Origin of the sequence: Pseudomonas sp. HLG18 (assembly GCF_051903985.1) — a bacterium.
Classification (GTDB): Bacteria; Pseudomonadota; Gammaproteobacteria; order Pseudomonadales; family Pseudomonadaceae; genus Aquipseudomonas; species Aquipseudomonas fluorescens_BT.
Genome location: NZ_CP195831.1, coordinates 5631701 through 5658114, shown reverse-complemented (window position 1 = coordinate 5658114; position 26414 = coordinate 5631701). Strand labels below are relative to the sequence as shown.

The 26414-nt window shown below is 63.1% G+C and carries 25 protein-coding genes; 24 read left to right on the top strand and 1 reads right to left on the bottom strand.

Annotation, left to right across the window (positions count from 1 at the left end; translation table 11 throughout):
- Positions 1-79 precede the first annotated feature (79 nt).
- The 4 genes from ACSPX5_RS26030 to trxC all read left to right on the top strand — a co-directional run bounded on the left by ACSPX5_RS26030 (position 80) and on the right by trxC (position 7238).
- A complete protein-coding gene (locus ACSPX5_RS26030) occupies positions 80-1822 on the top strand; it encodes a potassium/proton antiporter (protein WP_065259501.1) in 1743 nt (580 codons plus the stop codon).
- Positions 1823-1856: 34 nt separating this feature from the next.
- Positions 1857-5210 (top strand): mechanosensitive channel MscK, encoded by a 3354-nt coding sequence (gene mscK, locus ACSPX5_RS26025; RefSeq protein ID WP_439820526.1) that lies wholly within the window; start codon positions 1857-1859, stop codon positions 5208-5210.
- Between the two features lie 48 nt (positions 5211-5258).
- Entirely contained in the window at positions 5259-6722 is a 1464-nt protein-coding gene (selO, locus tag ACSPX5_RS26020; protein ID WP_439820525.1) for a protein adenylyltransferase SelO, read from the top strand.
- Positions 6723-6803: 81 nt separating this feature from the next.
- Entirely contained in the window at positions 6804-7238 is a 435-nt protein-coding gene (trxC, locus tag ACSPX5_RS26015; protein WP_169428538.1) for a thioredoxin TrxC, read from the top strand.
- Positions 7239-7282: 44 nt separating this feature from the next.
- On the opposite strand, the gene ACSPX5_RS26010 is transcribed toward trxC, so the two are convergent.
- Positions 7283-8053 carry a ParA family protein gene (locus ACSPX5_RS26010; protein WP_169428537.1) on the bottom strand — a complete coding sequence of 257 codons (771 nt, stop codon included), beginning with the start codon at positions 8051-8053 and terminating at the stop codon, positions 7283-7285.
- Between the two features lie 369 nt (positions 8054-8422).
- Here ACSPX5_RS26010 and ACSPX5_RS26005 point away from each other — a divergent pair, with 369 nt between their 5' ends.
- From ACSPX5_RS26005 to ACSPX5_RS25910, 20 genes are read left to right on the top strand one after another with little or no spacing between them, the layout of a single operon-like run.
- Positions 8423-9148 (top strand): beta-ketoacyl synthase chain length factor, encoded by a 726-nt coding sequence (locus tag ACSPX5_RS26005; RefSeq protein ID WP_207867245.1) that lies wholly within the window; start codon positions 8423-8425, stop codon positions 9146-9148.
- Positions 9124-9933 (top strand): lysophospholipid acyltransferase family protein, encoded by an 810-nt coding sequence (locus ACSPX5_RS26000; RefSeq protein ID WP_207867244.1) that lies wholly within the window; start codon positions 9124-9126, stop codon positions 9931-9933. Before ACSPX5_RS26005 ends, ACSPX5_RS26000 begins: the two co-directional genes overlap by 25 nt.
- On the top strand, positions 9914-10174 hold the full coding sequence (locus ACSPX5_RS25995; RefSeq protein WP_169428534.1) for a phosphopantetheine-binding protein: 261 nt from the start codon (positions 9914-9916) through the stop codon (positions 10172-10174). Before ACSPX5_RS26000 ends, ACSPX5_RS25995 begins: the two co-directional genes overlap by 20 nt.
- A 9-nt stretch (positions 10175-10183) precedes the next feature.
- The gene (locus tag ACSPX5_RS25990) at positions 10184-10438 is read left to right on the top strand and encodes an acyl carrier protein (protein ID WP_007947135.1); all 255 of its coding nucleotides are present in this window, start codon (positions 10184-10186) and stop codon (positions 10436-10438) included.
- On the top strand, positions 10435-10980 hold the full coding sequence (locus ACSPX5_RS25985; protein ID WP_169428533.1) for a hypothetical protein: 546 nt from the start codon (positions 10435-10437) through the stop codon (positions 10978-10980). Before ACSPX5_RS25990 ends, ACSPX5_RS25985 begins: the two co-directional genes overlap by 4 nt.
- On the top strand, positions 10977-12656 hold the full coding sequence (locus tag ACSPX5_RS25980) for an AMP-binding protein (protein WP_439820524.1): 1680 nt from the start codon (positions 10977-10979) through the stop codon (positions 12654-12656). Before ACSPX5_RS25985 ends, ACSPX5_RS25980 begins: the two co-directional genes overlap by 4 nt.
- Positions 12649-13383: a glycosyltransferase family 2 protein gene (locus ACSPX5_RS25975; protein WP_207867242.1), complete on the top strand. Its 735-nt coding sequence runs from the start codon at positions 12649-12651 to the stop codon at positions 13381-13383. The genes ACSPX5_RS25980 and ACSPX5_RS25975 overlap by 8 nt, the downstream gene beginning before the upstream one ends.
- On the top strand, positions 13380-14327 hold the full coding sequence (locus ACSPX5_RS25970; protein WP_323161117.1) for an LpxL/LpxP family acyltransferase: 948 nt from the start codon (positions 13380-13382) through the stop codon (positions 14325-14327). The genes ACSPX5_RS25975 and ACSPX5_RS25970 overlap by 4 nt, the downstream gene beginning before the upstream one ends.
- A complete protein-coding gene (locus ACSPX5_RS25965) occupies positions 14308-15852 on the top strand; it encodes an HAL/PAL/TAL family ammonia-lyase (RefSeq protein WP_207867240.1) in 1545 nt (514 codons plus the stop codon). The genes ACSPX5_RS25970 and ACSPX5_RS25965 overlap by 20 nt, the downstream gene beginning before the upstream one ends.
- Positions 15845-16270: an acyl-CoA thioesterase gene (locus ACSPX5_RS25960; protein ID WP_169428528.1), complete on the top strand. Its 426-nt coding sequence runs from the start codon at positions 15845-15847 to the stop codon at positions 16268-16270. Before ACSPX5_RS25965 ends, ACSPX5_RS25960 begins: the two co-directional genes overlap by 8 nt.
- Positions 16267-16869, top strand: coding sequence for an outer membrane lipoprotein carrier protein LolA (locus ACSPX5_RS25955; protein WP_439820523.1), 603 nt, complete (start codon positions 16267-16269; stop codon positions 16867-16869). Before ACSPX5_RS25960 ends, ACSPX5_RS25955 begins: the two co-directional genes overlap by 4 nt.
- Positions 16853-19192 carry an MMPL family transporter gene (locus ACSPX5_RS25950; protein WP_439820522.1) on the top strand — a complete coding sequence of 780 codons (2340 nt, stop codon included), beginning with the start codon at positions 16853-16855 and terminating at the stop codon, positions 19190-19192. Before ACSPX5_RS25955 ends, ACSPX5_RS25950 begins: the two co-directional genes overlap by 17 nt.
- The gene (locus tag ACSPX5_RS25945; protein ID WP_439820521.1) at positions 19189-20349 is read left to right on the top strand and encodes a sodium:proton antiporter; all 1161 of its coding nucleotides are present in this window, start codon (positions 19189-19191) and stop codon (positions 20347-20349) included. The genes ACSPX5_RS25950 and ACSPX5_RS25945 overlap by 4 nt, the downstream gene beginning before the upstream one ends.
- Positions 20336-21583: an NAD(P)/FAD-dependent oxidoreductase gene (locus ACSPX5_RS25940; RefSeq protein WP_439820520.1), complete on the top strand. Its 1248-nt coding sequence runs from the start codon at positions 20336-20338 to the stop codon at positions 21581-21583. Before ACSPX5_RS25945 ends, ACSPX5_RS25940 begins: the two co-directional genes overlap by 14 nt.
- Positions 21580-22305, top strand: coding sequence for a class I SAM-dependent methyltransferase (locus tag ACSPX5_RS25935; protein WP_439820519.1), 726 nt, complete (start codon positions 21580-21582; stop codon positions 22303-22305). The genes ACSPX5_RS25940 and ACSPX5_RS25935 overlap by 4 nt, the downstream gene beginning before the upstream one ends.
- The gene (locus ACSPX5_RS25930) at positions 22305-22787 is read left to right on the top strand and encodes a hypothetical protein (protein WP_439820518.1); all 483 of its coding nucleotides are present in this window, start codon (positions 22305-22307) and stop codon (positions 22785-22787) included. The genes ACSPX5_RS25935 and ACSPX5_RS25930 overlap by 1 nt, the downstream gene beginning before the upstream one ends.
- On the top strand, positions 22784-23980 hold the full coding sequence (locus ACSPX5_RS25925; protein WP_439820517.1) for a beta-ketoacyl-[acyl-carrier-protein] synthase family protein: 1197 nt from the start codon (positions 22784-22786) through the stop codon (positions 23978-23980). The genes ACSPX5_RS25930 and ACSPX5_RS25925 overlap by 4 nt, the downstream gene beginning before the upstream one ends.
- Entirely contained in the window at positions 23977-24441 is a 465-nt protein-coding gene (locus ACSPX5_RS25920; RefSeq protein WP_439820516.1) for a hotdog family protein, read from the top strand. Before ACSPX5_RS25925 ends, ACSPX5_RS25920 begins: the two co-directional genes overlap by 4 nt.
- Positions 24434-25162: a 3-oxoacyl-ACP reductase FabG gene (gene fabG, locus ACSPX5_RS25915; RefSeq protein ID WP_439820515.1), complete on the top strand. Its 729-nt coding sequence runs from the start codon at positions 24434-24436 to the stop codon at positions 25160-25162. Before ACSPX5_RS25920 ends, fabG begins: the two co-directional genes overlap by 8 nt.
- Positions 25162-26397, top strand: a complete 1236-nt coding sequence (locus ACSPX5_RS25910) for a beta-ketoacyl-ACP synthase (protein WP_207867233.1) — start codon at positions 25162-25164, stop codon at positions 26395-26397. The genes fabG and ACSPX5_RS25910 overlap by 1 nt, the downstream gene beginning before the upstream one ends.
- Positions 26398-26414 lie beyond the last annotated feature (17 nt).

Here is a 26414-nt window from a genome sequence, read left to right as displayed (position 1 = left end):
ATTTCAACAGGTTAGAATCGCTGGCACGCAGACTGCATGGTCAGTTTGTGCCCGTCTTTCCGCTTCTGGAGTACTGCCTTTGAATGCGACGACCATCAACAGCCTGTTCTTGATCGGCGCGTTGCTGGTAGGTGCAAGCATTCTTGTCAGTTCCCTTTCGTCGCGTCTCGGCATCCCGATTCTGGTGATCATCCTCGCAGTCGGCATGACTGCCGGGGTCGATGGTGGCGGCATCATTTTCGATAACTACCCGACGGCCTATCTGGTCGGCAACCTCGCACTGGCGGTGATCCTGCTCGACGGCGGCTTGCGCACCCGGGTGTCCAGTTTCCGCGTGGCCCTGTGGCCGGCCTTGTCGCTGGCCACGGTGGGCGTCCTTATCACCACCGGCCTCACCGGCATGGCCGCCGCCTGGCTGTTCGACCTCAACCTGATTCAAGGCCTGCTGATCGGCGCCATCGTCGGCTCCACGGACGCCGCGGCGGTGTTCTCGCTGCTCGGCGGCAAGGGCCTGAACGAACGGGTAACCGCCAGCCTGGAAATCGAATCCGGCAGCAACGACCCGATGGCGGTGTTCCTCACCGTGACCTTGATCGACATGCTCGCCAGCGGCCAGACCGGCCTGCACTGGAGCCTGCTGACCCACCTGATCCGCGAGTTCGGCATCGGTGGCGTGATCGGCCTCGGCGGCGGCTGGCTGATGCTGCAACTGGTCAACCGGATCAACCTCGCCACCGGCCTTTATCCGATCCTGGTAATCGCTGGTGGTCTGGTGGTGTTCGCCCTGACCAACGCCCTGCACGGCAGCGGCTTCCTTGCCGTCTACTTGTGTGGTCTGGTGATCGGCAACCGTCCGGTGCGCAGTCGCCACGGCATCCTGCACATGCTCGACGGCATGGCGTGGCTGGCGCAGATCGGCATGTTCCTGGTGCTGGGGCTGCTGGTCACTCCGCATGACCTGCTGCCGATCGCCTTGCCTGCTCTGGGTCTGGCGCTGTGGATGATTCTGTTCGCGCGGCCGCTGTCGGTGGTGGTCGGGCTGCTGCCGTTCAAGGCTTTCCATGGTCGCGAGAAGGCCTTCATTTCCTGGGTCGGCCTGCGTGGCGCAGTACCGATCATTCTGGCGGTGTTCCCGTTGATGGCCGGGCTGCCGAATGCGCAGCTGTACTTCAACCTCGCGTTCTTCATCGTGCTGGTGTCGCTGCTGGTGCAGGGCACGAGTCTGCCGTGGGTGGCCAGACTGCTCAAGGTGACGGTGCCGCCGGAGCCGGCGCCGATCTCCCGCTCGGCCCTGGAAGTGCACATCACCAGCGAATGGGAGCTGTTCGTTTACAAGCTCGGTGCGGAGAAATGGTGCATCGGTTCGCCCCTGCGCGAGCTGAAAATGCCCGAAGGCACGCGTATCGCGGCCCTGTTTCGTGGTCAGCAACTGCTCCATCCGTCGGGTAGTACGGTGCTGGAAGTCGATGATTTGCTGTGTGTTATCGGCCATGAACACAACCTTCCGGCCCTCGGAAAGCTCTTCAGCCAGGCGCCGCAGCGCGGCCTCGATCTGCGCTTCTTCGGCGACTTCGTGCTCGAAGGAGACGCCCAGCTCAAAGCGGTTGCCGCCCTTTACGGCCTGTCGGCCGATGGCATCGATCCGGACATGACCCTGGGCCACTTCATCGCCCAGAAAGTCGGCGGTGCGCCGATCGTTGGCGACCAGGTGGAGTGGAACAACACCCACTGGACGGTTGCGGTCATGGACGGGAACAAGATCGCCAAAGTGGGCGTCAGATTCCCCGAAGGAAGTCGCCCGGGCCCCGGGCTCTTCCTCTAAACTGCGTCCACTCTCACTTGCTTGACCGGTCTCTATGCCTACCCTGCGCTCCTTTTTCGTCGCGGCCCTGCTGGGCCTGAGTCTCACTGTCGGCCCACTGCAGGCCGCCGAACCGCCGTCCAGCGACGCCGTACAGGCCAATCTGGACAAGATCGCCGACAGCAAACTGCCCGAGGCCGATAAAAAGACCCTGCAGACGATCCTGCAAAACACGCTGAACCAGCTCAACAACAAGCGTGACTACGAGCAGAAACTGGTCGATCTCAAGCAACAACTGGCCACCGCGCCGAGACAGACCATCGAGAACACACGTGAACTGACGCGACTCAAAGCCACCCCTGCGGTGCCGGTGGCGCAGCGTTTTACCAAGGAAAACATCCAGCAGCTGGAACAGATGCTCACCGAGCGCTCGACCCAGCAAAGCGACCTGCAAAAAGCGCTGGCGGACGCCAACAGTCTGATCATCACTGCCCAGACCCGCCCGGAGCGTGCCCAGGCCGAAATTTCCACCAGCCAGACGCGCATCCAGCAGATCAACAGCATCCTCAAGACCGGCAAGGACAGCGGCAAGACCCTGAGCGCCGAACAACGCGACCTGCTCAACGCCGAGCTGGCAGCGCTCAATGCACTGATCCCGCTGCGCCGTCAGGAACTGGCCGGCAATAATCAGTTGCAGGACCTGGGCAACAGCCAGCATGACCTGCTCACGGAAAAATCCGATCGCCTGGACCATGAGATTCAGGAACTGCAAACCCTGATCAACCAGAAGCGCCTGGCCCAGTCTCAGGAGACCGTCACCCAGCAGTCCATCGAAGCGCAAAAGGCCGGCGGCAGCAGCCTGCTGGCCACCGAAAGTGCGGCCAACCTCAAACTCTCGGACTACCTGCTCAAAAGCACCGACCGCCTCAACGAAGTCACTCAGCAGAACCTGCAGACCAAGCAGCAACTGGACAGCGTGACCCAGAGCGACTCGGCCCTCGACGAACAGATCAACGTGCTCAAGGGCAGCCTGCTGCTGTCGAAGATTCTCTATAAACAGAAACAGTCGCTGCCTCGTCTCAAGGTCGACCGTGACCTGGCGGACCAGATCGCCGATATTCGCCTGTATCAGTTCGAAGTCAGCCAGCAACGGGAACTGCTGAGCAACCCGGCGGCCTACGTCGACAACCTGCTGTCCACCCAGCCGCCGGAGCAGGTCACGCCACAACTGCGCAAGAGTCTGCTGGAGCTGGCCAACACACGCGCCGACCTGCTCGAGCGCCTGAACCGCGAGCTGAGCGCGGTCCTCAACGAATCGATCACCCTGCAACTGAACCAGAAGCAACTGCTGAGCACCGCGCAAAGCCTGCGCGCAACCCTCGATGAACAGATGTTCTGGATTCCCAGCAACAAGCCGCTGGACGCCGAGTGGATACGCGGTGTGCCAGAACGCCTCAAGCGCCAGATCGACACGCTGCCCATGGCGTCGAGCTTCAGTGAACTGACCGACGGTCTGACCCAGCGCCCGTTGCTGTTCCTGCCACTGGCGCTGCTGATCGGTGCCTTGCTGTGGCGTCGCAAGCAGCTGTATGCACGCCTGAACAAGGTTCACCAGGACATCGGCCACTTCAAGCGCGACAGCCAGTGGCACACGCCGCAGGCGATCCTGATCAACATCCTGCTGGCGATGCCGGTGGCGCTGGGGCTGGCGCTGTGCGGGCTGGCGCTGCAGATCGACGCCCGGGGTCAGAACGCCAACATGGGCGCCGCCCTGCTGCAAATGGGCCAGGCGTGGCTGGTGTTCTACACCGCTTACCGGATCCTTGCGCCGGGTGGCGTGGCCGAATTGCACTTCCGCTGGGAGAAACCGCAGGTCGAATTCCTCCAGGGCTGGGTGCGTCGCCTCGGCCTGGTGGTCATGGCCCTCGTGGCGGTGGTGGCGGTTGCCGAGCTGCAACCGGCGGCACTGGCCGATGACGTGCTGGGCATGCCGGTGGTGCTGACCTGCTACGCCCTGATGGCATGGCTGCTCAGTCGCCTGCTGATCAGCAGCCCGACTCACGAAAACGCCTCGCTGTTCCGCAAGGCCGTGGGGATCATGTTCACGCTGCTGCCCATCGCCCTGTTCGTCGCGGTGTGCTTCGGTTACTACTACACCGCGCTGAAACTCAGCGACCGCTTGATCAACACGCTGTACCTGCTGATGTTCTGGCTGGTGATCGAAGCCACTTTCGTTCGTGGCCTGGCCGTTGCGGCTCGACGTCTGGCCTACCAGCGCGCCCTGGCCAAACGTCAGGCAGCGAAAGAGGCCGGCGACGGCGAGGCGGTGATCGAAGAACCGACCCTGGACATCGAAAAGGTCAACGAACAGTCCCTGCGCCTGATCCGTCTGGCACTGCTCGGCGGCTTCATCGCGGCGCTTTACTGGGTCTGGTCGGACCTGATCTCGGTGTTCTCGTACCTCGACAACATCACCCTCTACGAATACACCAGCGGCACCGGCGCCAACATGAGCATGGTGCCGATCAGCATCGGCGACATGCTCGGCGCGTTGATCATCATCGGCATTACCTTTGCGCTCGCACGCAACTTGCCGGGCCTGCTGGAAGTGTTCGTGCTGTCGAAACTCAATCTGGCCCAGGGCAGTGCCTACGCGACGACCACGTTGCTGTCCTACGTGATCGCCGGGGTCGGTTTCGTCTCGACCCTGTCGACACTCGGTGTGAGCTGGGACAAGTTGCAATGGCTGGTGGCGGCGCTGTCGGTGGGTCTCGGCTTCGGCATGCAGGAGATCTTCGCGAACTTCATCTCCGGCATCATGATCCTGTTCGAACGCCCGGTGCGGATCGGCGACACCATCACCATCGGCAACCTGTCGGGCACGGTGAGCAAGATCCGCATTCGCGCCACAACCATCACCGACTTCGACCGCAAGGACATCATTGTTCCGAACAAAACGTTCATCACCGGTCAACTGATCAACTGGTCGCTGACCGACACCATTACCCGGGTCACGCTGAAACTGGGCGTGGATTACGGTTCGGATCTGGATCTGGTCAAGGAACTGCTGCTCAAGGCCGCCCGGGAAAATCCGCGCGTGCTGAAAGAACCCGAGCCGCACGTATACTTCCTCAATTTCGGCGAAAGCACCCTCGACCACGAGCTGCGCATGCACGTGCGCGACCTCGGTGACCGCAACCCGGTGATCGACGAGGTCAACCGCTTCATCAACCGCGAGTTCAAGAAACAGCACATCAACATCTCGTTCCGGCAGATGGAGGTGTACCTGAAGAACCTTCACGGCCAGGAGTACAAACTGGTGCCGATCGAAGACGACAGCAAAACCATCGTGCCCGTCAACGGCGAGCAAAAACCGCTGCAAGAGCCGCCGCCCGCCAAACTCGACTAACCCGGTCATTCCCAGCAGAATGCTCGGACATTCTGCTGGAGCCGGCCCTTGAAAGCCCTCGACGAACTGACCTTCGACAACCGCTTCGCCCGCCTGGGCGACGCGTTCTCGGCCCATGTGCTGCCCGAACCGATCGACAACCCGCGACTGGTCGTCGCCAGTCCTGCGGCGTTGGCGCTGCTGGATCTGGAACCGACGACGGCCGACACCCAGGAATTCGCTGAACTGTTCGGCGGCCACAAGTTGTGGGCCGATGCCGAACCGCGGGCGATGGTCTATTCCGGGCATCAGTTCGGCGGCTACACCCCGCAACTGGGCGATGGTCGCGGGTTGTTGCTGGGCGAGGTCTATAACGAGGCCGGCGAGCACTGGGACTTGCACCTGAAGGGCGCCGGACAGACACCGTTCTCGCGCATGGGTGATGGCCGCGCGGTGCTGCGTTCGTCGATTCGCGAGTTTCTTGCATCCGAAGCGCTGTATGCGCTGAACATCCCGTCCTCACGCGCCGCGTGCGTGATCGGCTCCGACACCCCGGTGTGGCGCGAAAAACAGGAACGTGCCGCGATGGTGCTGCGCCTGGCGCCGAGCCACGTTCGCTTCGGGCATTTCGAGTATTTCTATTACACCAAGCGTCCCGAGCAGCAGAAGCAGCTCGGAGAACACGTGTTGGCGATGCACTATCCCGCATGCCTGGAACAGCCGGAACCCTATCTGGCGATGTTTCGCGAAATCGTCGAGCGCAACGCCGAACTGATCGCCAAGTGGCAGGCCTACGGTTTCTGCCACGGGGTGATGAACACCGACAACATGTCGATCCTCGGCATCACCTTCGACTTCGGCCCGTTCGCCTTCCTCGATGACTTCGACGCGAACTTCATCTGCAACCACTCCGACGATCAGGGCCGCTACTCGTTCAGCAATCAGGTGCCGGTCGGTCAGTGGAACCTCAGCGCCCTGGCCCAGGCCCTGACGCCGTTCATCAGCGTCGAAGCCCTGCGCGAAACCCTCGGTCTGTATCTGCCGCTGTTCCAGGCCCATTACCTCGACCTGATGCGCCGCCGCTTCGGCTTCACCACGGCAGAGGACGAGGACCAGCAATTGCTGGAGCAACTGCTGCAACTGATGCAGAACAGCGGCGTCGACTACACCTTGTTCTTCCGTCGTCTGGGCGAAGAGTCAGCCGGACAGGCCGTCGCCCAGTTGCGCGATGACTTCGTCGATATCAAGGGTTTCGATGCCTGGGGCGAGCGTTATGTCGCCCGTGTCGCGCGCGATGGCGCGACCGATCAGGAACAGCGCCGGGCGCGGATGCATGCGGTGAACCCGCTGTACATCTTGCGCAATTACCTGGCGCAAAAGGCGATTGATGCTGCCGAGCAGGGTGACTATTCAGAAGTGCGCCGGTTGCACGCGGTGCTGAGCAATCCATTCGAGGAACAGCCTGGAATGGAAAGCTATGCGGAACGGCCGCCGGAGTGGGGCAAGCATCTGGAGATCAGTTGCTCGTCGTAAGCGGGAACGACTGAACCTTGATAATCGATCCGTACGGCTCCAGATCAGTCGTACGATCCCGTTTTATTCATTGAGCTGATCATGACCGACCCACTCCTCATCCCCTGCCCCTCCTGCAACGGCCTCAACCGCATTCCCGCCGAACGCCTCAGCGACCACCCAAAATGCGGGCGCTGCAAGTCAGAGGTGCTGTTGAACAAGCCGTTCGAACTCAAGCAAGGCGATTACGCCAGCCAGATCAAGGGCGATCTGCCGTTACTGGTAGACGTGTGGGCGGACTGGTGCGGGCCGTGCAAGTCGTTTGCGCCGGTGTTCGAGCAGGCCGCTGGGCAATTGGCAGGCAAGTGCCGGCTGGCCAAGCTCGACAGCGAGGCCAATCAGCAGTTGTCGGCGCAATTGGGGATTCGTTCGATTCCGAGCTTGATTCTGTTCAAAAACGGCCGTGAGGTGGCGCGGCAGAGCGGCGCGTTTCCATTGCCGCAACTGATGGCGTGGTTGCGCAGCCAAGGCATCTGACACACCACCAACCCATGTGAGAGCTTGCTCTCACATGGGTTTATTCAGGCGTCTTCGAGCAGGTTGTGCAGCTCGACGAACTGTTGCGTCAGCTTGTGCCGTGGATCGAGGTGGATCAGCGGCATGCTGGCCTGATGCGATTCGCGCATGCGCACTGAACTGGCGAGGTAGACCGGCAGCACCGGCAGGCCCTCGGCGATCAGTTCGTCGAGGATCTGCTGCGGCAGGCTGGCTCGGGCCTGGAACTGGTTGACCACGATGCCTTCGACCTCAAGGCCTTCGTTGTGGTCCTCCTTCAACTCGTCGATCTCGGCGATCAGACCGTACAGGGCCTGACGCGAGAAGCTGTCGCAGTCAAAGGGAATCAGTACCCGATCAGCAGCAATCAGCGCCGAAACCGCATAAAAGTTCAGCGCCGGCGGCGTATCCAGATAGATCCGGTCGTAATCTTCCGACAGCTCGTCGAGCAGCTTCCGCAGCTTGTTGATCTTGTGTTTGGCCTCAAGCTTGGGCTGCAAGTCGGCCAGCTCCGCCGTGGCGGTGATGATGTGCAGGTTGTCGAACGGCGTTTCGTAGATATCCGCCTGATTCTTTTTCGAGAACGGCCCGGAAGACAGGGTCTGCTTGAAGAAGTCGGCAATGCCCATCGGAATGTCATTACCGGTGAGCCCGGTCAGGTACTGAGTGGAGTTGGCCTGGGCATCGAGGTCCACCAACAGCGTGCGATAGCCCTCGCTGGCGCTGACCGCCGCCAGATTGCAGGCGATGCTGGATTTGCCCACGCCACCTTTCTGATTGAACACCACGCGCCGCATGACAAAACCTCCGTGTATCAAAGAATGACCGAGTGTAGTGTCGCCCAGCCCCGCTTCGCTACCTTCATGGACGCGGACTACAGAGTCAGACGCCAATATCTCAATGAACACGGCGCAAAGACTGCAACGGACTGCTGATCCGCCTGACAGAAAAAACCGGCGTGTTCTGGATAATGGCCAAGTGACATTTTTTACAATGTACCCTTCGGTCCATTTCAGCGCGCAAAATGTAACCAGCATTTGCTACACACTCGTCACACCGGGATAATGCGCACCACTCGGGGCCAAGCGCCACGCCACTTCCGGCAGGGTCAGCGCAACTGCGACGCTGGCAAAACAGCGTCACTTTAGCCCGCAGGGGCGGGATGAATGTCCGTGATCAACTTCAACATCGCCCAATGGCGCGCGTGGGCTCCCGGGCTCGACAGCGTGGACGCCTGGCAGGCCTGGAGCCGACAACCGGTCGTGCTCCCGAGCAGCGATGCCGCGCCCGATGTGTCGTTTCTTGCGGCCATGCAGCGACGCCGTCTCAGTCGCCTGGCGCGCATGGCCTTCAGTGTTGGCTGGCCGTTGGCCGAGGGGCGGGAAAACCTGCCGCTGGTGTTCATTTCACGCCACGGTGAAACCCCGCGTACGTTCGATATTCTCAGTGATCTGGCCAGCGAGCAGCCGCTGTCACCGACTCAGTTCAGCCTCTCCGTACACAACGCGATCATCGGTCTGTGGTCGATCATGCGCGGAGAAACCAGCGAGATGACGGCCCTTGCCGCCGCCGGCGACGGCCTCGAACACGGCATGCTGGAGGCCGCCGCGCTGTTGGACGAAGGTGCCCCGGCCGTACTGCTGGTGATCACCGAAGAACAACCTCCCGCGGCCTATTCGGCCTGGATCGATGACGTGCCGTTCCCATACGCGGTCGGCTTGCTGCTGACCCCCGGTACCGACTGGCGGCTGACCCTGAACAGCGCCCCGCCGGCACTGTCCAAAGCGCAATGGCCCCATGCATTGAGCCTGTTGCAAACCCTGCTCGGCCAGCAACCCCTTTGCCAACATGCCTGGAAAAATCGTGTATGGACCTGGCAACGCAACCCGTGACCGAAAAGCACCGCGACGCCTATTACTGGCGCTTGCTGGCCACCGCCCTCAGCTTTGCCCTGTTCGGGCTCGGTGGGCTGTGCCTGCGTTTGCTGGTGTTTCCGCTGCTGGGCTGCCTGCCCGGCAACGCGAAAGCCCATCGGGAGCGGGCACGGCAGACCGTCAGTCGGCTGTTCTGGTTTTTCGTCCGGTTCATGGCCCGTACCGGTGTGCTGACCTATGACATCCAGGGCGCCGAACGCCTTGGCCGCCCGGGGCAGATGATCATCGCCAACCACCCGTCGCTCATCGATGTGGTGTTTCTGATCGGTCTGGTACGCCACGCCAATTGCGTGGTGAAGAAAAGCCTGTGGGAAAACCCGTTCACCCGCGGCCCGCTGCGCAGCACCGAATACATCAGCAACGACGGCAGCATGGACATGCTCGATGCCGCCGCCGACGCACTTCGAGACGGCCAGACCCTGATCATTTTTCCCGAAGGCACCCGCACCCAGCCCGGACAGGCACCGGCCTTTCATCGGGGCGCGGCGGCCATTGCACTGCGGGGTGCGAAAATCCTCACACCGGTCATCATCAAGGTCAGTCCGACCACTCTGACCAAAGCTGAACCCTGGTACCGCATCCCCAGCCGCCGTGTTCATTTCAGTTTTCGCGTCGGGGCCGATATAGACCCACAGACGTTTGTCGCGCAGGGCCCTGCACCGCAGGCCTCGCGCAAGCTCAACGACTTTCTGCACCATTTTTTTATCAAGGAGCTCGCCGAAGATGAGCGATCTGCACCGTGAGATAAAACTGCTGATCATCGACGCCCTGGGCCTCGAAGACATCAGCGTCGACGACATCGGCGACAATCAGACGCTGTTTGGCGAGGGCCTGGGCCTGGATTCCGTCGACGCACTGGAACTCGGCCTGGCGATCCAGAAAAAGTACGGCATCAAGATCGACGCCGACGCCAAGGACACCCGCAACCATTTCACCAACGTGGCGAGCCTCGCGGCGTTCGTCACGGCAAAACAGGCAGCTTGAGACCGGACCATGCAAACTCGTGACGACATTTTCAACACCCTGCGCGATGCCCTGGTCGAGCTGTTCGAACTGGACCCGGCTCGCGTGAGCCTGGAATCGAACCTGTATCAGGACCTGGAAATCGACAGCATCGACGCCGTCGACCTGATCGACCACATCAAACGCCAGACCGGCAAGAAAATCGCCGCCGAGGAATTCAAGTCGGTGCGTACCGTCAGTGACGTGGTCGAGGCGGTCTACCGTCTGGTTCAACCGGCCGCATGAGCCGACTGATCGGCCTCGGCCTGCTGCTGGCGGGCCTGCTTTATCCCTTTGCGGTGTACTTCGGCATGGAGCACTTTGCGCCGTGGCAGTTCGGTCTGCTGCTGGGCAGCCTGTGGCTGGCCCGCGCGCTGACCGGCGAGCGCAAGCCCGGCAGCCTGTGGATGGCCTGCGTGGCCATCGTGTTCTGCCTGCTGCTGGCGCTGTTCGACAGCCCGCTGTTGCTGCGCTGGTATCCGGTGCTGATCAGCGGTTTCATGCTGGTGCTGTTCAGTCTGAGCCTGAAATACGGGCCGCCGATGGTTGAACGCCTGGCGCGGATTCGCGAGCCGCAGTTGCCGCCCGAAGCGATCCGCTACACCCGCCAGGTCACCGTGGCCTGGAGCGTGTTTTTCTTCTGCAACGGTCTGTGCGCCGCGCTGCTGACCCTTTGGGCGCCGCTGCACTGGTGGATGTTGTACACCGGCCTGATCTCCTACGGATTGATCGGCCTGATGTTTGCCATTGAATGGCTGGTACGACAACGGGTAAGAGGTCGCCCATGAACTGGATAAGACTTGAGCAACTGTTGCTCAAGGATCTGCCGGGACGCGCAGTCACTGTCGCGCCGGCACTCGATCACGGACATCTGCGCGAGCAGGCCCTGCGCCTGGCCGCCGGCCTGCAGGCCAAAGGCGTGCAACGCCTGGCCGTGCACCTGGAAGATGCCGCGGAACTGGCGATCGCCCTGCTGGGTGCCTGGCGAGCGGGCGCCAGCGTGTTGCTGCCTTCGGATCTGCAGGCGCAGACCCGCCAGCGCTGGTCAGGCGAAGTCGACCTGTGGCTGACCGATCACGCAGACGACGCGAACCTGAGCGACTTGCAGCACACCGCACTGACGGGCGCCGAACTGGATCTCGACCAGTGCCGCCTGAGTCTGTGCACCTCCGGCTCCAGCGGTGAACCCAAGCGCATCGACAAATCCCTGCGGCAACTGGCCAACGAAGTCCAAGCCCTGGAGCAACTGTGGGGAGCGGATCTCGGCGAGGCCTGCATCATCGGCAGCGTTGCCACTCAACACATTTACGGCCTGTTGTTCCGTGTGTTGTGGCCGCTGTGCGCCGGGCGCCCGTTCCTGCGCAAACAACTGGCCTTTCCCGAAGACCTGCAGCGCGCCAGCCGCGAACACCCGGCATTCGCCTGGGTCGCCAGCCCTGCACTGCTCAAGCGCATGGGCGACAACCTCGACTGGCCGGCCCTGAGCGCCGTGCGCCGGGTGTTTTCCTCCGGTGGCGCGCTGCCGGCAGATGCCGCGCAGAGTCTGCACCAGCGCTTGCAGCAGTGGCCGACGGAGATCCTCGGCAGCTCGGAGACCGGCGGCATCGCCTGGCGTCAGGGCCAACAGCTGTGGCAGCCGTTTGCCGGTGTCGAGCTGAGCCAGGACGGCGACGGCGCACTGCTGATCGCGTCACCGTACCTGCCCGCCGGACACGTCGAACACACCGCCGATGCGGCACGCATTGCTGCCGATGGTCGCTTCGAACTGCTCGGGCGACTCGACCGGATCGTCAAACTCGAAGAAAAACGTATTTCCCTGCCGATGCTTGAACAGGCGCTGGTGGCCCACGACTGGGTCAGCGAAGTGCGTCTGGGCGTAGTACAGGAAAACCGTGCGTCCCTCGGCGCCTTGCTGGTGCTCAGCGAATCCGGCCTGTTTGCCCTGCGCGAACATGGCCGGCGCAGCCTCACCGAAACCCTGCGCCGTCACCTCGGCGAACATTGCGAAGCCCTCGCCCTGCCCCGGCGCTGGCGCCTGTTGCGACAACTGCCGCTGAACCCTCAGGGCAAGCTGCCCCAGGCCGAGGTCGAAGCCTTGCTGCTGGCGCCGCGTCCGAAGGCTCCGGAGGTTCTGGAACAGACCGAAACCGAGGGCGAGTGGAGCCTGCAACTGAGCGTGCCGCCAGACCTCGCTTACTTCAGCGGCCACTTCCCCAAGGCCCCGGTACTGCCCGGCGTGGTGCAGGTCGAGTGGGCGCTGAACCTGGGTCGGAAACTGCTGAACCTGTCCGGTGCATTCGCCGGGATGGAAGTGCTGAAGTTCCAGCAACTGGTGCGCCCAGGCGATGAAATCCAGCTGCACCTGCGCTTTGACCCCGAACGCGGCAAGCTGTATTTCGCCTACCGCAACGACACCGCGACCTGCTCCAGCGGGCGAATTCTGCTGGGGACTGTCAATGCATAATCCTTGCGCAGTCATTCCGGTCTACAACCACGAAACCGCGATCTCCACGGTGGTCGACGCCCTGCTCGCCCAAGGCTTGCCGTGCATTCTGGTGGACGACGCCAGCAGCAAATCCTGCGCAGCCGTGCTGGATGTGCTGGCCGAACGCGAGCGGGTGTATCTGGTGCGCCTCACCACCAATCAGGGCAAGGGCGGCGCGGTGATGACCGGCCTGCGTGAAGCGGCGCGACTGGGCTTCAGCCACGCCTTGCAGGTCGATGCCGACGGTCAGCACGACTTGCAGGACGTCAGCCGTTTCGTCGAAGAATCCCGCGCCCATCCGCGAGCGCTGATCTGCGGTTATCCGCTGTACGACGCCAGCGTGCCCAAGGGTCGCCTGTACGCCCGCTACCTGACTCACGTGATGGTGTGGATCAACACCCTGTCGCTGCAGATCCGCGACTCGATGTGCGGTTTCCGGGTGTATCCGCTGGAGCCGACCCTGGCGCTGATCGACTCGGCCCGGATCGGCAAGCGCATGGATTTCGACTCGGACATCCTCGTGCGCCTGTCCTGGCGCAACCAGCCGATGCGTTGGCTGCAAACCGGCGTGCATTACCCGCTGGACGGCGTGTCGCACTTTCGGATGTTCCATGACAACGTGCTGATTTCGAGCATGCACACGCGCCTGTTCTTCGGCATGTTGCTGCGCTCGCCCGCCATCCTCTGGCGACGGTGGCGCGCATGACCGTCGAAACCGACAAAAAGCACTGGGCCGACCGCGAAGAACGCGGCAGCTTTGTGCTGATGAAATTCACCGCGTTCGCCGCCAGGGTTCTTGGCCGACGCCTGCTGAGCCCGCTGTTGTACGGCATCGTCCTGTACTTTTTCCTGTTCGGCCGCACGGCCCGGCGCAGTGCCTGGCAGTATCAGCAGCGCCTGGCCGACTGGAGCGGTCGCGGCGAATTGCGCCCAAGCCTGTGGCGCGTGTTCGGCCAGTTCATGGCGTTCGCCGATTCACTGCTCGACAAGCTCGACGTGTGGAACCGCAAGTTGCGCATCGAACAGATCGAAATCATCGACCCCGCGCTGCTGCGCAATCAGTTGCGTGGCAGTCGCGGGCAAATGCTGGTGGGCGCGCATCTGGGCAACCTCGAAGTCTGCCGGGCGCTGGCGGAGATCGGCGAAAAGGTCACCATGAATGTGTTGGTGCACACCAAGCACGCCGAACAATTCAATCGGCTGCTGGGTGAAGCCGGGGCGACCAATCTGCGGCTGATCCAGGTCAGCGAGTTGGACCCGGTGATCATGCTGCAACTGCACGAACGCCTGGAGCGCGGCGAATGGCTGGCGATTGCCGGCGACCGGGTGCCGCTGCACGGCGGGCGCAGCGTGACCGTGGACTTCCTCGGCCATCCGGCGCGGTTCCCGCAAGGCCCGTGGCTGCTGGCCGGCCTGCTGAAATGCCCGGTCAATCTGCTGATGTGCCTCAAGCAACCTGACGGACACTATCGCCTGACCCTCGAGCCGTTCACCGATGCCGTGACGTGGACGCGCCGCGATCGCGAACAGGTCATTCATCAGTGGGCGACCCGCTACGCCGAACGCCTGAGTCACTATTGTCTTGAAGCACCGAAGCAATGGTTCAACTTTTACCCTTTCTGGAAGACCGATGACGACGCCAACCCATGAGCCGGTAACCTTCGGCGAACGCCCTTTGCGCATCGAAGACGTGCTGGCCCTGGCCAATCGTCAGGCGCCCGTGCAGTTGCAAAGCGACGCCGACTACCGTGAGCGCATCGCCAAAGGTGCGCGGTTCCTCGACTCGCTGCTGGACAAGGAAGGCGTGATCTACGGCGTGACCACCGGTTACGGCGACTCCTGCGTGGTTGCGGTGCCGCTGCATCACGTCGAAGCATTGCCACAGCATCTCTACACGTTCCATGGCTGCGGGCTGGGCAAACTGCTCGACGCCCAGGCTACCCGCGCGGTGCTGGCGGCGCGTTTGCAGTCGCTGTGCCACGGCGTGTCCGGGGTGCGCATCGAACTGCTGGAGCGCCTGCATGCGTTTCTTGAACACGACATCCTGCCGCTGATCCCCGAAGAGGGTTCGGTGGGCGCCAGCGGCGATCTGACGCCGCTGTCCTACGTCGCCGCGACCCTGTCCGGCGAGCGTGAAGTGATGTTCCAAGGTCAGCGCCGCCAGTCCGCCGATGTGCATCGTGAACTGGGCTGGACCCCGCTGGTGCTGCGCCCGAAAGAAGCGCTGGCACTGATGAACGGCACCGCCGTGATGACCGGCCTCGCTTGCCTGGCTTACGCCCGCGCCGATTACCTGCTGCAACTGGCCACCCGCATCACCGCGTTGAACGTGGTGGCGCTGCAAGGCAATCCGGAGCACTTCGACGAGCGCCTGTTCGCCGCCAAACCGCATCCGGGTCAGATGCAGGTGGCCGCGTGGCTGCGCAAGGATCTGGCGATCGACGCGCCGACCGCGCCGCTGCACCGGTTGCAGGATCGTTATTCCCTGCGCTGCGCACCGCATGTGCTTGGCGTATTGGCCGACAGCCTGAACTGGCTGCGCTCGTTCATCGAGACCGAACTCAACAGCGCCAACGACAATCCGATCATCGACGCCGAAGCCGAGCGCGTGCTGCACGGCGGGCACTTCTATGGCGGGCATATCGCGTTCGCCATGGACAGCCTGAAAAACCTCGTGGCCAACGTCGCCGACCTGCTCGACCGACAACTCGCGCTGCTGGTGGACGAGCGTTACAACCACGGTTTGCCGAGCAACCTGTCCGGCGCCAGCGCTGATCGGGCGATGCTCAACCACGGCTTCAAGGCTGTGCAGATCGGTGCCAGCGCCTGGACCGCCGAAGCGTTGAAAAACACCATGCCCGCCAGCGTGTTCTCGCGCTCTACCGAGTGCCACAACCAGGACAAGGTGAGCATGGGCACCATCGCCGCCCGCGACGCCATTCGTGTGCTGGAGCTGACCGAACAGGTCGCCGCCGCCACCTTGCTCGCGGCCAATCAGGGCGTGTGGCTGCGCAGCCGTGATGAGGACGCGCGAGCGCTGCCACCGTCCCTGGCCGCCATGCACGAGGAGCTGGCCCAAGACTTCCCGCCAGTGATCGAAGACCGCGCTCTGGAAGGCGAACTGCGCCTGTGCCTGCAACGCATCGCCGAACAACACTGGAGGCTGCATGCGTAGCGCCGGAGTGCTTCACGCCGATACGGAAATCCTCGTGCCGTTCTTTGACGTCGACACCATGCACGTCGTCTGGCACGGCCATTACGTGAAATACCTGGAAGTGGCGCGCTGCGCGTTGCTCGACAAGATCGGCCACAACTACAACCAGATGGTCGACTCGGGCTACGCCTGGCCGGTGATCGACCTGCAATTGCGCTACGTGCGCGGCGCGGTGTTCGGTCAGCGGCTGAACGTGCGCGCCAGTCTGGTGGAATGGGAAAACCGCCTGAAAATTCACTACCTGATCACCGACGCCCGGACCGGCGAACGCCTGACCCGCGCCAGCTCCGTACAGGTCGCCGTCGAGGTGAGCAGCCGCGAGATGCAACTGGCCTCGCCGAAAGTCTTCACCGATGCCGTGGAAAGGATGCTGCGATGAATGTGTTCGTGAAATCCCTTGGGGTCCTGGCGCTGCTGACGCTGTCGTCGCTGGCCAACGCCTTCGACCTGCAACAGTTGAGCGATCAACTGGCGAAGCCGGACGTGATCCACGGCCAGTTCATCCAGGAAAAGCACCTGCGCGCCCTGCCCCAGCCGCTGATCAGCAAGGGCAGCTTCGTGCTGGCGAAAAACCACGGCCTGCTCTGGCTGCTGAAAACCCCGTTGCAGCAGGATTACCGCATCAGCGCCAAAGGCATCGCCCGTCGTGACGTAAACGGTTGGCAACTGTTGCCCGGCAAGAGTGCCGGCGCCGAGCAGAACCGCTTGTTCCTCGCCGTGCTGCAAGGCGACAGCAGCGGTCTGCAACGGGATTTCGAACTGGCCCTGAGCGGCGATGCTCAGCAATGGCATCTGACACTGACCCCGCGCTCGGTGCTGCTCAAGCAGGTTTTCAATCAGATCAACATCACCGGCGGCACGCTGGTGAATACCATCGAACTGCTGGAAACCCAAGGCGACAGCACCGTGCTGCGCATGCAGGACAGCACCGCCGACCAACCGTTGAGCGAAGCGGAGCAACATGACTTTGCCGAGTGAACGCAGGCTGCCCTGGCTGTTCCTGATCCTGCTGCTGGCGGTTGTCGCACTGGGCGCCTGGCAGTGGCGCGACGGCGCACCACTGTCGGCCAACCTGATGGAGCTGGTGCCCGGCACCCACCCGGACGCCGTCGAGCAGCGGGCCGAACAACGCATGCAGGATCCGCTCAACCGGGAAATGCTGGTGCTGGTCGGTCACACCGATCGCCAGCAAGCCGTTGCCATGGCCCAGACCCTGGGCGAGCAGTGGCAGGCCAGCGGACTGTTCGAAAAGGTCCAGTGGAATCTGCAAGCCGATTTGCCCGCGCTGCGCACGCAGTTGCTGCAAGGGCGGCTGGCGATGCTCTCGGCGGATGATCGGCAACTGCTGATCGAACACCCGGACGCCTTTATCCAGCAACGGGTGCAGGCGCTGTTCGATCCGTTCACCGGTTTCAGTCTGGTACCGAGTCAGGACGACTGGCTGGGCCTGACCGGACGCATCCAGAACAGCCAGCCGCAACATGGCGCGGTGCAACTGGACATCGGCAGCGGTGCATTGATCGCCGATGCCGACGGCAAGAGCTGGGTGCTGCTGCGCGCACGCACCACCGGCAACGCCTTCGACATGAGCCTGCCGCTGCAAGTCGCCACGCTGCTGCAACACAGCCGCGAACAAGCGGCGAAATCCGACGTGCAACTGCTGGCCGCCAGCGGCCTGCTGTACGCCGCCAACGGTCAGCAGCAGGCGACCCGGGAAATGACCTGGGTCGGCGGCGGCGCCACGGTCGGCATTCTGCTGCTGTTGCTGCTCGCCTTCCGCCGCTGGCGGGTGCTGCTGGCGTTCATCCCGGTGCTGGTCGGCATGCTGTTCGGTGCAGTGGCCTGCGTGGCGCTGTTCGGGCACATGCACGTGATGACATTGGTGCTCGGCTCCAGCCTGATCGGCGTAGCCGTGGATTACCCGCTGCACTACCTGTCCAAGAGCTGGAGCCTCAAGCCATGGCGCAGTTGGCCGGCGCTGCGCCTGACAGTATCAGGCCTGACCCTGAGCCTGATCACCAGCGCCATCGGCTATCTGGCGCTGGCCTGGACACCGTTCCCGGCCCTGACCCAGATCGCCGTGTTTTCCGCCGCCGGGCTGCTGGGTGCCTACCTGTCGGCGGTGTGCCTGCTGCCGGCGCTGTTGAGCGGCGTCGAGCTGCGCCCGGCGCAGTGGCCGCTGCGGCTGGCCGAACGCATGGTCAACCTTCGGGAAACCCTGCTGGAGCACGTGCGCACGCCGATTCTGTTCGCCCTGTTGATCGCCTTCTGCGCCGGCGGTCTGGTGCAACTGCAAAGCAAGAACGACATCCGCCAGTGGGTCGGCGCGCCGCAGCATCTGACCGATGAGGCGCAGGCCATCGCCCGCATCACCGGTTATCAACCGACCAGCCAGTTCTTCCTGGTGCGCGCAGAAAACCAGGAGCGACTGCTGGAACGTCAGGCAGCGCTGAGTGAGCGACTGGAGCAACTGGTCAACCTCGACAAGTTGCAGGGCTTTCTGGCGCTCAACCAATTGGTCAGCCCGCCCAGCCAGCAGCAACAGGTGCGCGAAGCCCTGAACAAGTTGCCGCAGTTCTGGCAGCCGCTGCTTGAAGTCGGCGTACCGCTGGCAGCCCTGCAAACCGAACTGACGCAATTGCAATCCCTGCCCGCCGAAGACATCGACGCCGCACTCGTCGGCCCTCTCGGCGAGCCTTACCGCACCTTGTGGCTCGGCCCGACCGAGGGCGGTGTGGCGGCGATGGTCAGCCTGCAAGGCCTGAACAACCCGGCACTGCTGCGGGTGCAGGCACTGGACTTGCCCGGCGTGGAGCTGGTGGATCGACTCGGTGACCTGAACCGGGTATTTGCCGAAACCCAGATCAGCGCCGCCGAACTGAAACTCGCCTCCTGCGTGCTGATCGTGCTGGTGCTGATCCTGCCGTTCGGCCTTGGCGGCGCGTTGCGCATCGTTTCCCTGCCGCTGCTCGCGGCGCTCTGCAGTCTGGCCAGCCTCGGCTGGCTCGGTCAGCCGCTGACGCTGTTCAGTCTGTTCGGCCTGCTGCTGGTGACCGCTATCAGCGTCGATTACGCGATCCTCATGCGCGAACAGGTCGGCGGCGCGGCGGTCAGTCTGCTCGGCACTTTGCTGGCGGCGCTGACGACCTGGCTGTCGTTCGGCCTGCTGGCAGTGTCAAGTACGCCGGCGGTGAGCAATTTCGGGTTGTCGGTAAGCCTCGGGCTGGCCTTCAGTTTCATGCTCGCACCCTGGGCCGGGCGTCATGCTCATGCGGCGACAGTCGCGGAGCCGGCAGCATGATGGTCGCGGGCTTCTGGCTGATGGCGCTGGCGTTGTTCGCCGTGGCCACCCGCGTCGGCCGGCATTTCGGGTTGATTCCGATTGTCAGCCAGTTGCTGCTGGCCAGCTTCGTGCTGCCGCTGTTGATGTATTTCTGGATCGAACCGGGCTGGCAGCTCAGCGGTGCCGAACTGATTGCGCCGCACTGGCTGAAAAATCTCTACAGCCTGAGTTTTGCGCTGTTGCTGGGGCACATTCTCAGCGACGTGATCGACCTGCGCCTGGATCGCCAGAGCGTGAAAATCGCCGTGCCGAGTTTCGCCGTGCCGTTCGCCTGCGGACTCGCAACGACGTACTGGCTGCTGCCAGCGCAACCGTGGATCACCTCGTTGGCGATCGGTCTGGTGTTCGCCATCACCGCGATCCCGGTGTTGTACCTGTACCTGCGCCACATCGACTACCCGCCCGCCGCCACCCGGCGTCTGGTGCAGACCGCGATCCTGATCGACCTGACCTGCTGGACCCTGTTCGGCCTCGCCCAGGGCAGCCTGCACCTGAGCAGTCTGTTGCTGCCGCTGGGGCTGGCCTGTGTGCCATTGCTGCTTAGGGTGTTCGACATCCGCCGGCCGCTGACTTACAGCCTGGTTTTTTTTGCGCTGTTGGTGCTGGCCGAGCACTACAAGCTCAATGCACTGATTTTCGGCATCGGCTACCTGCTGTGCATGGCCGCACTGAAGGTGCCGTTGGTGTTGCCGCTGCCGGCACGCTGGATGAACCGTTTGCAGACGTCGATTGCGATTCCGCTGATCCTGACGTTCGGCATTGTGCAGATCGATGTGCACAGCGCCCTCGCCAGCCTCGGCGTTGTGCAATGGACAGCACTGCTGCTGTTGCCGATCGCCAGCAAACTGCTCGGCAACTGGCTGGGTCTTGGCTGGGCCGGCGCATCGTTCGAAGGCGCCAGTCGCTGGCACGAAAGCGTGCTGCTGAACATTCGCGGCTTGAGCGAAATCGTTTTTCTCAACCTGCTGTTGCAACAACAGATCATCAGCCCGGCGCTGTACTTTGCGCTGATGCTGATGGGGCTGATCGCGACGCTGTTGCCGGCCTTCATCGGCCTGCACCGCAGGTCACTGAACCCTATTGCCGTACCCGGGAGCTCGCGTGCCAATCGTTGAAATGGAATCCCGTCAGGTCGTGATCATCGGCGCCGGCCCGTCGGGCGCCATCGCCGCCGCGTTGCTCAAGCGCAAGGGGCACGACGTGCTGGTCATCGAGCGCCAGCATTTTCCGCGGTTTTCCATTGGCGAAAGCCTGCTCAGTCATTGCCTGGATTTCGTCGAAGAAGCGGGAATGCTCGACGCCGTGAACGCCGCCGGGTTCCAGCGCAAGACCGGCGCGGCATTTGCCTGGGGCGAGCACTACAGCGCGTTCGATTTCGGCGATACATTCACCGGCGGCAAACCGACCACCTTCCAGGTACAACGCGCCGACTTCGACAAACTGCTGGCCGATCAGGCAGCGTTGCAAGGCGTGGAAATCCGTTATGGCGACGCCATTGTCAGCGTCGACTTCGAGCGTCCGCGTCCGCAACTCGATGTGCGTCGCGAAGACGGCAGCGAGTACCGTGTCGAGGCTGATTTCGTGCTCGATGCCAGCGGCTACGGCCGGGTGCTGTCTCGCTTGCTCGATCTGGAAGCACCGTCGAATTTCCCGGTGCGCCAGGCCGTGTTCACCCATGTCGAAGATCACATCGACCACCCGGCCTTCGACCGCGAGAAAATCCTCGTCACCACCCACCCGCAGCATCGCGACATCTGGTTCTGGACAATCCCGTTCAGCAACGGTCGCTGCTCGGTGGGCGTTGTCGCTGCCGCTGAACATTTCAACGGTCGCGATGCCGATCTCGATGCCTGCCTGCGTGGTTTCATCGCTGAAACCCCGAGTCTGGCCAAAGTGCTGAACAACGCCGTGTGGGACACCCCGGCGCGTACCCTTGGCGGTTATGCAGCCAACGTCAAAACCCTGCACGGCCCAGGTTTCGCGCTGCTGGGCAACGCGGCGGAGTTTCTCGATCCGGTGTTTTCTTCCGGCGTGACCATCGCCATGCGCTCGGCGAGTATGGCCGCCGGCGTGCTGCATCGGCAGTTGCAGGGCAAAACCGTGGATTGGCAAAGCGAGTTCGCCGAACCGCTCAAGCGCGGCGTCGATACCTTCCGCTGCTATGTCGAGGGCTGGTACGCCGGCACCTTCCAGGACGTGATTTTCCACGAGCAAGGCTCGGCGCAAATCCGTCGCATGATCTGCTCGATCCTCGCCGGTTACGCCTGGGACGAACGCAACCCGTTCGTCAGCGAAGCGCGTCGCCGGCTGAAGATGATCTCCGAACTCTGTGCAAAGGACGCCCCATGAATTACTTGAGCGACAGCTACGTCGAGGAAACCCGTTTCGGCTTCTGGTTCCTGCGCAGCCACACCTGGCAGCACCATGTGCTGCGCGTGGCGATCAACGACTTGCGCGGGTTGTTCAGCGAATCGCTGCCGGCCAGTCCGGTGCTGCTGGATGCGGGATGCGGTCAGGGCAAGTCGTTCGGCCACCTGCGCCAGACCTTCGCGCCACAACGTTTGATCGGCGTCGATGCCGACCCGCACAGCCTGGAATTGAGCGCCGCCGAAGCAGCGCGCCAGGGTTTTGCCGTCGAGCTGATCGGCAGCGACTGCGCGACACTCAATGTCCCGGATGCGAGCGTCGACCTGCTGTTCTGCCACCAGACCTTTCATCACCTCGTGGAACAGGAAAAAGCCCTGGCCGAGTTCTACCGGGTGCTCAAACCCGGTGGTTATCTGCTGTTCGCCGAGTCCACCGAGGCATACATTGATACGTGGGTCATCCGCTGGTTGTTCCGTCATCCGATGCACGTGCAGAAGAGTGCGGCGCAATATCTGGAGATGATCCGCCAGCAGGGATTCGAGTTCGCCGAGCGGAATGTTTCCTATCCGTACCTGTGGTGGAGCCGTGCAAAGGATTTTGGCCTGCTGGAACGTTTTGGCCTGCGCAAGCCGAAGCCGTTTGGCCAGCGTGAAGAAACCCTGGTCAATGTCGTGGCGCGCAAACCGCTGGAAGAGGCCGTCTGATGCTGCGTGTTCTGCTGCTCGCCTGCGTCCTGCTGCTGACCGCTTGCGCCAGCCAGGCGCCGCTGCCTGTGGATAACCCTACGCTGCCCTTGCCGCTGCAACTGCACATCGAGCGCCAGCAAGCCGGGCAGCGTCAGGACTGGTTGCTGGTGATCCAGCGCGAGGGCCCGGGCATCCGCTGGTCGATGATGGATCCGCTGGGCATCCCCCAGGCCCGTCAGCAACTGATCGACGGACGCTGGCAGGCTGACGGCCTGCTGCCGCCGAATCCGGAGGCCCGGGAGTTGTTCGCCGCGCTGTTGTTCGCCCTGACACCTGCCGGCGAGCTGTCGCGCAATTACCCCGCGGCGCAACAGCACGACGGGCAACGTTCCCTGCCGGCACGCTGGAACATCCGATATTCACAACCGTCGAGCTTCGAATTGAATCTGCCACAAGGCCCGTACTATCGCGTGTCTCCCTTAGGTGAATCGACGCCATGACCGCCTACCTCAACGCCCTCGGCGTAATCTGTGCCCTGGGCCGTGACAAGCAGCAAATCGCACACCACCTGTTCGCCGGCAATTGCTCGGGCATACGCCACGAGGCTGGCTGGGTACCGGAGCGCGAGCTGCCGGTGGCCGCCGTGCGCGGTGATCTGGCGCTCATTGCGCCGCAGATGGCCGCGCACAAAAGCCGCAACAATCAGCTGCTGCTGGAAGCCGCGTTGCAGATTCGCGACGACATCGACGCCGCCATTCAGGCCTACGGCCCGGAGCGTATCGGTGTGGTGCTCGGCACCAGCACTTCGGGCATCGACGAGGCCAGCCGGGGTCTGGCGCATTACATTCGCGACCAGCAGTTCCCGGCCGATTACGACTATCGGCAACAGGAACTCGGCGCCCCGGCGACCTTCCTCGCCGACTGGCTGCAACTGAGCGGCCCGGCCTACGTGATTTCCACCGCGTGCACCTCCAGCGCCCGGGCCTTGATGAGTGCACGACGCCTGCTGGATCTGGGGCTGTGCGATGCGGTGCTGTGCGGCGGTGTCGACAGTCTTTGCAAACTGACCCTCAACGGCTTCTCGTCGCTGGAAGCGGTATCCGACCAGCGTTGCAATCCGTTCTCCGCCAACCGCAACGGCATCAACATCGGCGAGGCGGCGGTGCTGTTCGTGATGAGCAGACAGCGCGGCGACGGCCCGGCCATTGCCCTGCTGGGCGCCGGCGCCAGTTCCGACGCGCACCACATTTCCGCGCCGGAACCGTCAGGTCGTGGCGCGTTGCAAGCCATGCAACAGGCGCTGGATCGCGCACAACTGCAAGCCGCGCAAATCAGTTACCTGAACCTGCACGGCACCGCCACCCAACACAACGACGCCATGGAAAGCCTGGCCGTTGCCACCCTGTTCCCGCAGGGCGTGGCCTGTTCCTCGACCAAACCCATGACCGGCCACACCCTCGGGGCTGCCGGAGCGCTGGAGGCCGCGTTCTGCTGGCTGAGCCTGAGTGCCGACAACCCCGACCGCGCCTTGCCGCCCCACGTCTGGGACGGCCAGGCCGACCCCGACCTGCCAGCGCTGAAGTGGGTGACCGCGAGCGAGCGCCTGGCGTCCATTGCACCCCGCTACCTGATGAGCAATTCGTTTGCCTTCGGTGGCAATAACGTCAGCCTGATTATCGGAGATGCACCATGAATGACTGGCCGCTCGCCGAATTGCTGCCCCACGCTGGCGACATGATTCTGATCGACCGGATCCTCAGCTTCGACGACGAGCAGATCCAAACGACCCTCACGGTCAAGCCCGATGGCCCGTTCAACCTGCCCGACGGCAGCCTGCCGGCATGGGTCGGCGTCGAGTTGATGGCGCAGAGCGTCGCTGCATTTGCTGGCTGCCATGCACGGCAGAAAGGCAATACGGTGGAGCTGGGCTTTCTGCTTGGCACCCGCAAGTTCGAATGCAATGTCGAGGCATTCCCCGTCGGCTGTGAACTGACCGTCCATGGCATCCGCTCGCTGGAAGACGACAACGGCATGGGCGTGTTCGAATGCCACATCACTGCGCCCGGCATCGAAGCCAGCGCCCGGCTGAACGTGTTCCGCCCGCCGCAGGCCGACCAATACCTTCAACAATCCAGGGAGTCGAACGATGACTGAATCCGTACTGGTCACCGGCTCCAGCCGTGGCATCGGCCGCGCCATCGCACTGCGTCTGGCCAGGGCCGGCCACGATATCGTCGTGCATTGCCGCAGTGCCTTGAGCGACGCACAAGCCGTGCAGGCCGAAATCGAAGCCTTCGGCCGCCATGCGCGCATCCTGCAATTCGACGTGGCTGAGCGCGAAACCTGCAAAGCCATCCTCGAAGCCGACGTCGAAACTCACGGCGCCTATTACGGCGTGGTGCTGAACGCCGGTCTGACCCGCGACGGCGCGTTTCCGGCCCTGAGCGATGACGACTGGGACGTGGTATTGCGTACCAACCTCGACGGTTTCTACAACGTCCTGCACCCGGTGATGATGCCGATGATCCGCCGCCGCGCCGCCGGTCGCATCGTTTGCATCACCTCGGTCTCCGGGTTGATCGGCAACCGTGGCCAGGTCAACTACAGCGCTTCGAAGGCCGGCGTGATCGGCGCCGCAAAAGCGTTGGCGATCGAACTGGCCAAGCGCAAAATTACAGTCAACTGTGTCGCGCCGGGCCTGATCGACACGGCCATGCTCGACGAAAACGTGCCAGTGGAAGAACTGATGAAAATGATCCCGGCACAACGCATGGGCACCCCTGAAGAGGTGGCCGGTGCGGTGAATTTCCTGATGTCGGCGGAAGCGTCGTACATCACCCGCCAGGTCCTGGCGGTCAACGGAGGCTTGTGCTGATGAAGCGCGTTGTCGTCACCGGCATGGCCGGCATTACCTCGCTGGGCAGCGACTGGGACACCATCGCCGGCAATTTTGCGGCCAACCGCAGTGGCATCCGCCGGATGGACGAGTGGGATCGTTTCAGCGAACTCAACACCCGACTGGCCGGGCCGATCGATGATTTTCTGGTGCCGGCGCACTGGACCCGCAAGCAACTGCGCAGCATGGGTCGGGTTTCGCGGCTGGCCGTCGGCGCTGCCGAAAAGGCACTGGCCGATGCCGGCCTGCTGGGCGACGAATCGATCAAGGACGGGCGCATGGGCGTGGCCTGCGGCTCGTCCACCGGCAGCACCGACGAGATCAAGGCGTTCGGCAACATGCTGCTGAACTCGGTGGCCGAAGGCCTGAACGCCAACTCCTATGTGCGGATGATGCCGCACACCACCGCGGCGAACATCAGCATCTTCTTCGGCCTCACCGGCCGCCTGATCCCGACCTCCAGCGCCTGTACCAGCGGCAGCCAGGGCATCGGTTATGCCTACGAGGCGATCAAGTTCGGCCGCCTGCCGATGATGCTCGCCGGTGGTGCCGAAGAGCTGTGTCCGACCGAGGCCATGGTGTTCGACGCGCTGTATGCCACCAGCCTGAAAAACGATGCGCCGCAAACCTCGCCACGCCCGTACGACAAGGGCCGCGATGGTCTGGTGATCGGTGAAGGCGGCGGCATGCTGGTGCTCGAAGAGCTCGAACACGCCCTCGCGCGCGGTGCGCACATTCACGCCGAAATCGTCGGTTTCGGCAGCAATGCCGACGGCCAGCACACGACCCGGCCGGAACAGATCACCATGCGCCGCGCCATGGAGCTGGCGCTGGAAGACGCCAGTCTGGAACCCGACGCCATCGGTTACGTGAACGGTCACGGCACCGCCACCGAACAGGGCGATATCGCCGAAACCCTGGCCACCAGCAGTCTGTTCGGCGAACACATGCCGATCAGCTCGCAGAAAAGCTTCCTCGGTCACACCCTGGGTGCCTGCGGTGCGCTGGAGTCATGGTTCAGCATCGAAATGCTCAACCGTGACTTGTACGTACACACGCTCAACCTCGACGAGGTCGATCCGCACTGCGGCAAGCTCGACTACCTGCGCGGCGAATTCCGCCAGATGCACCACGACTACGTGATGAACAACAACTTCGCGTTTGGCGGGGTCAACACCTCGCTGATCTTCCGCCGCTGGACGCCACCGAATTAATCCAGGTCAAGGAGACC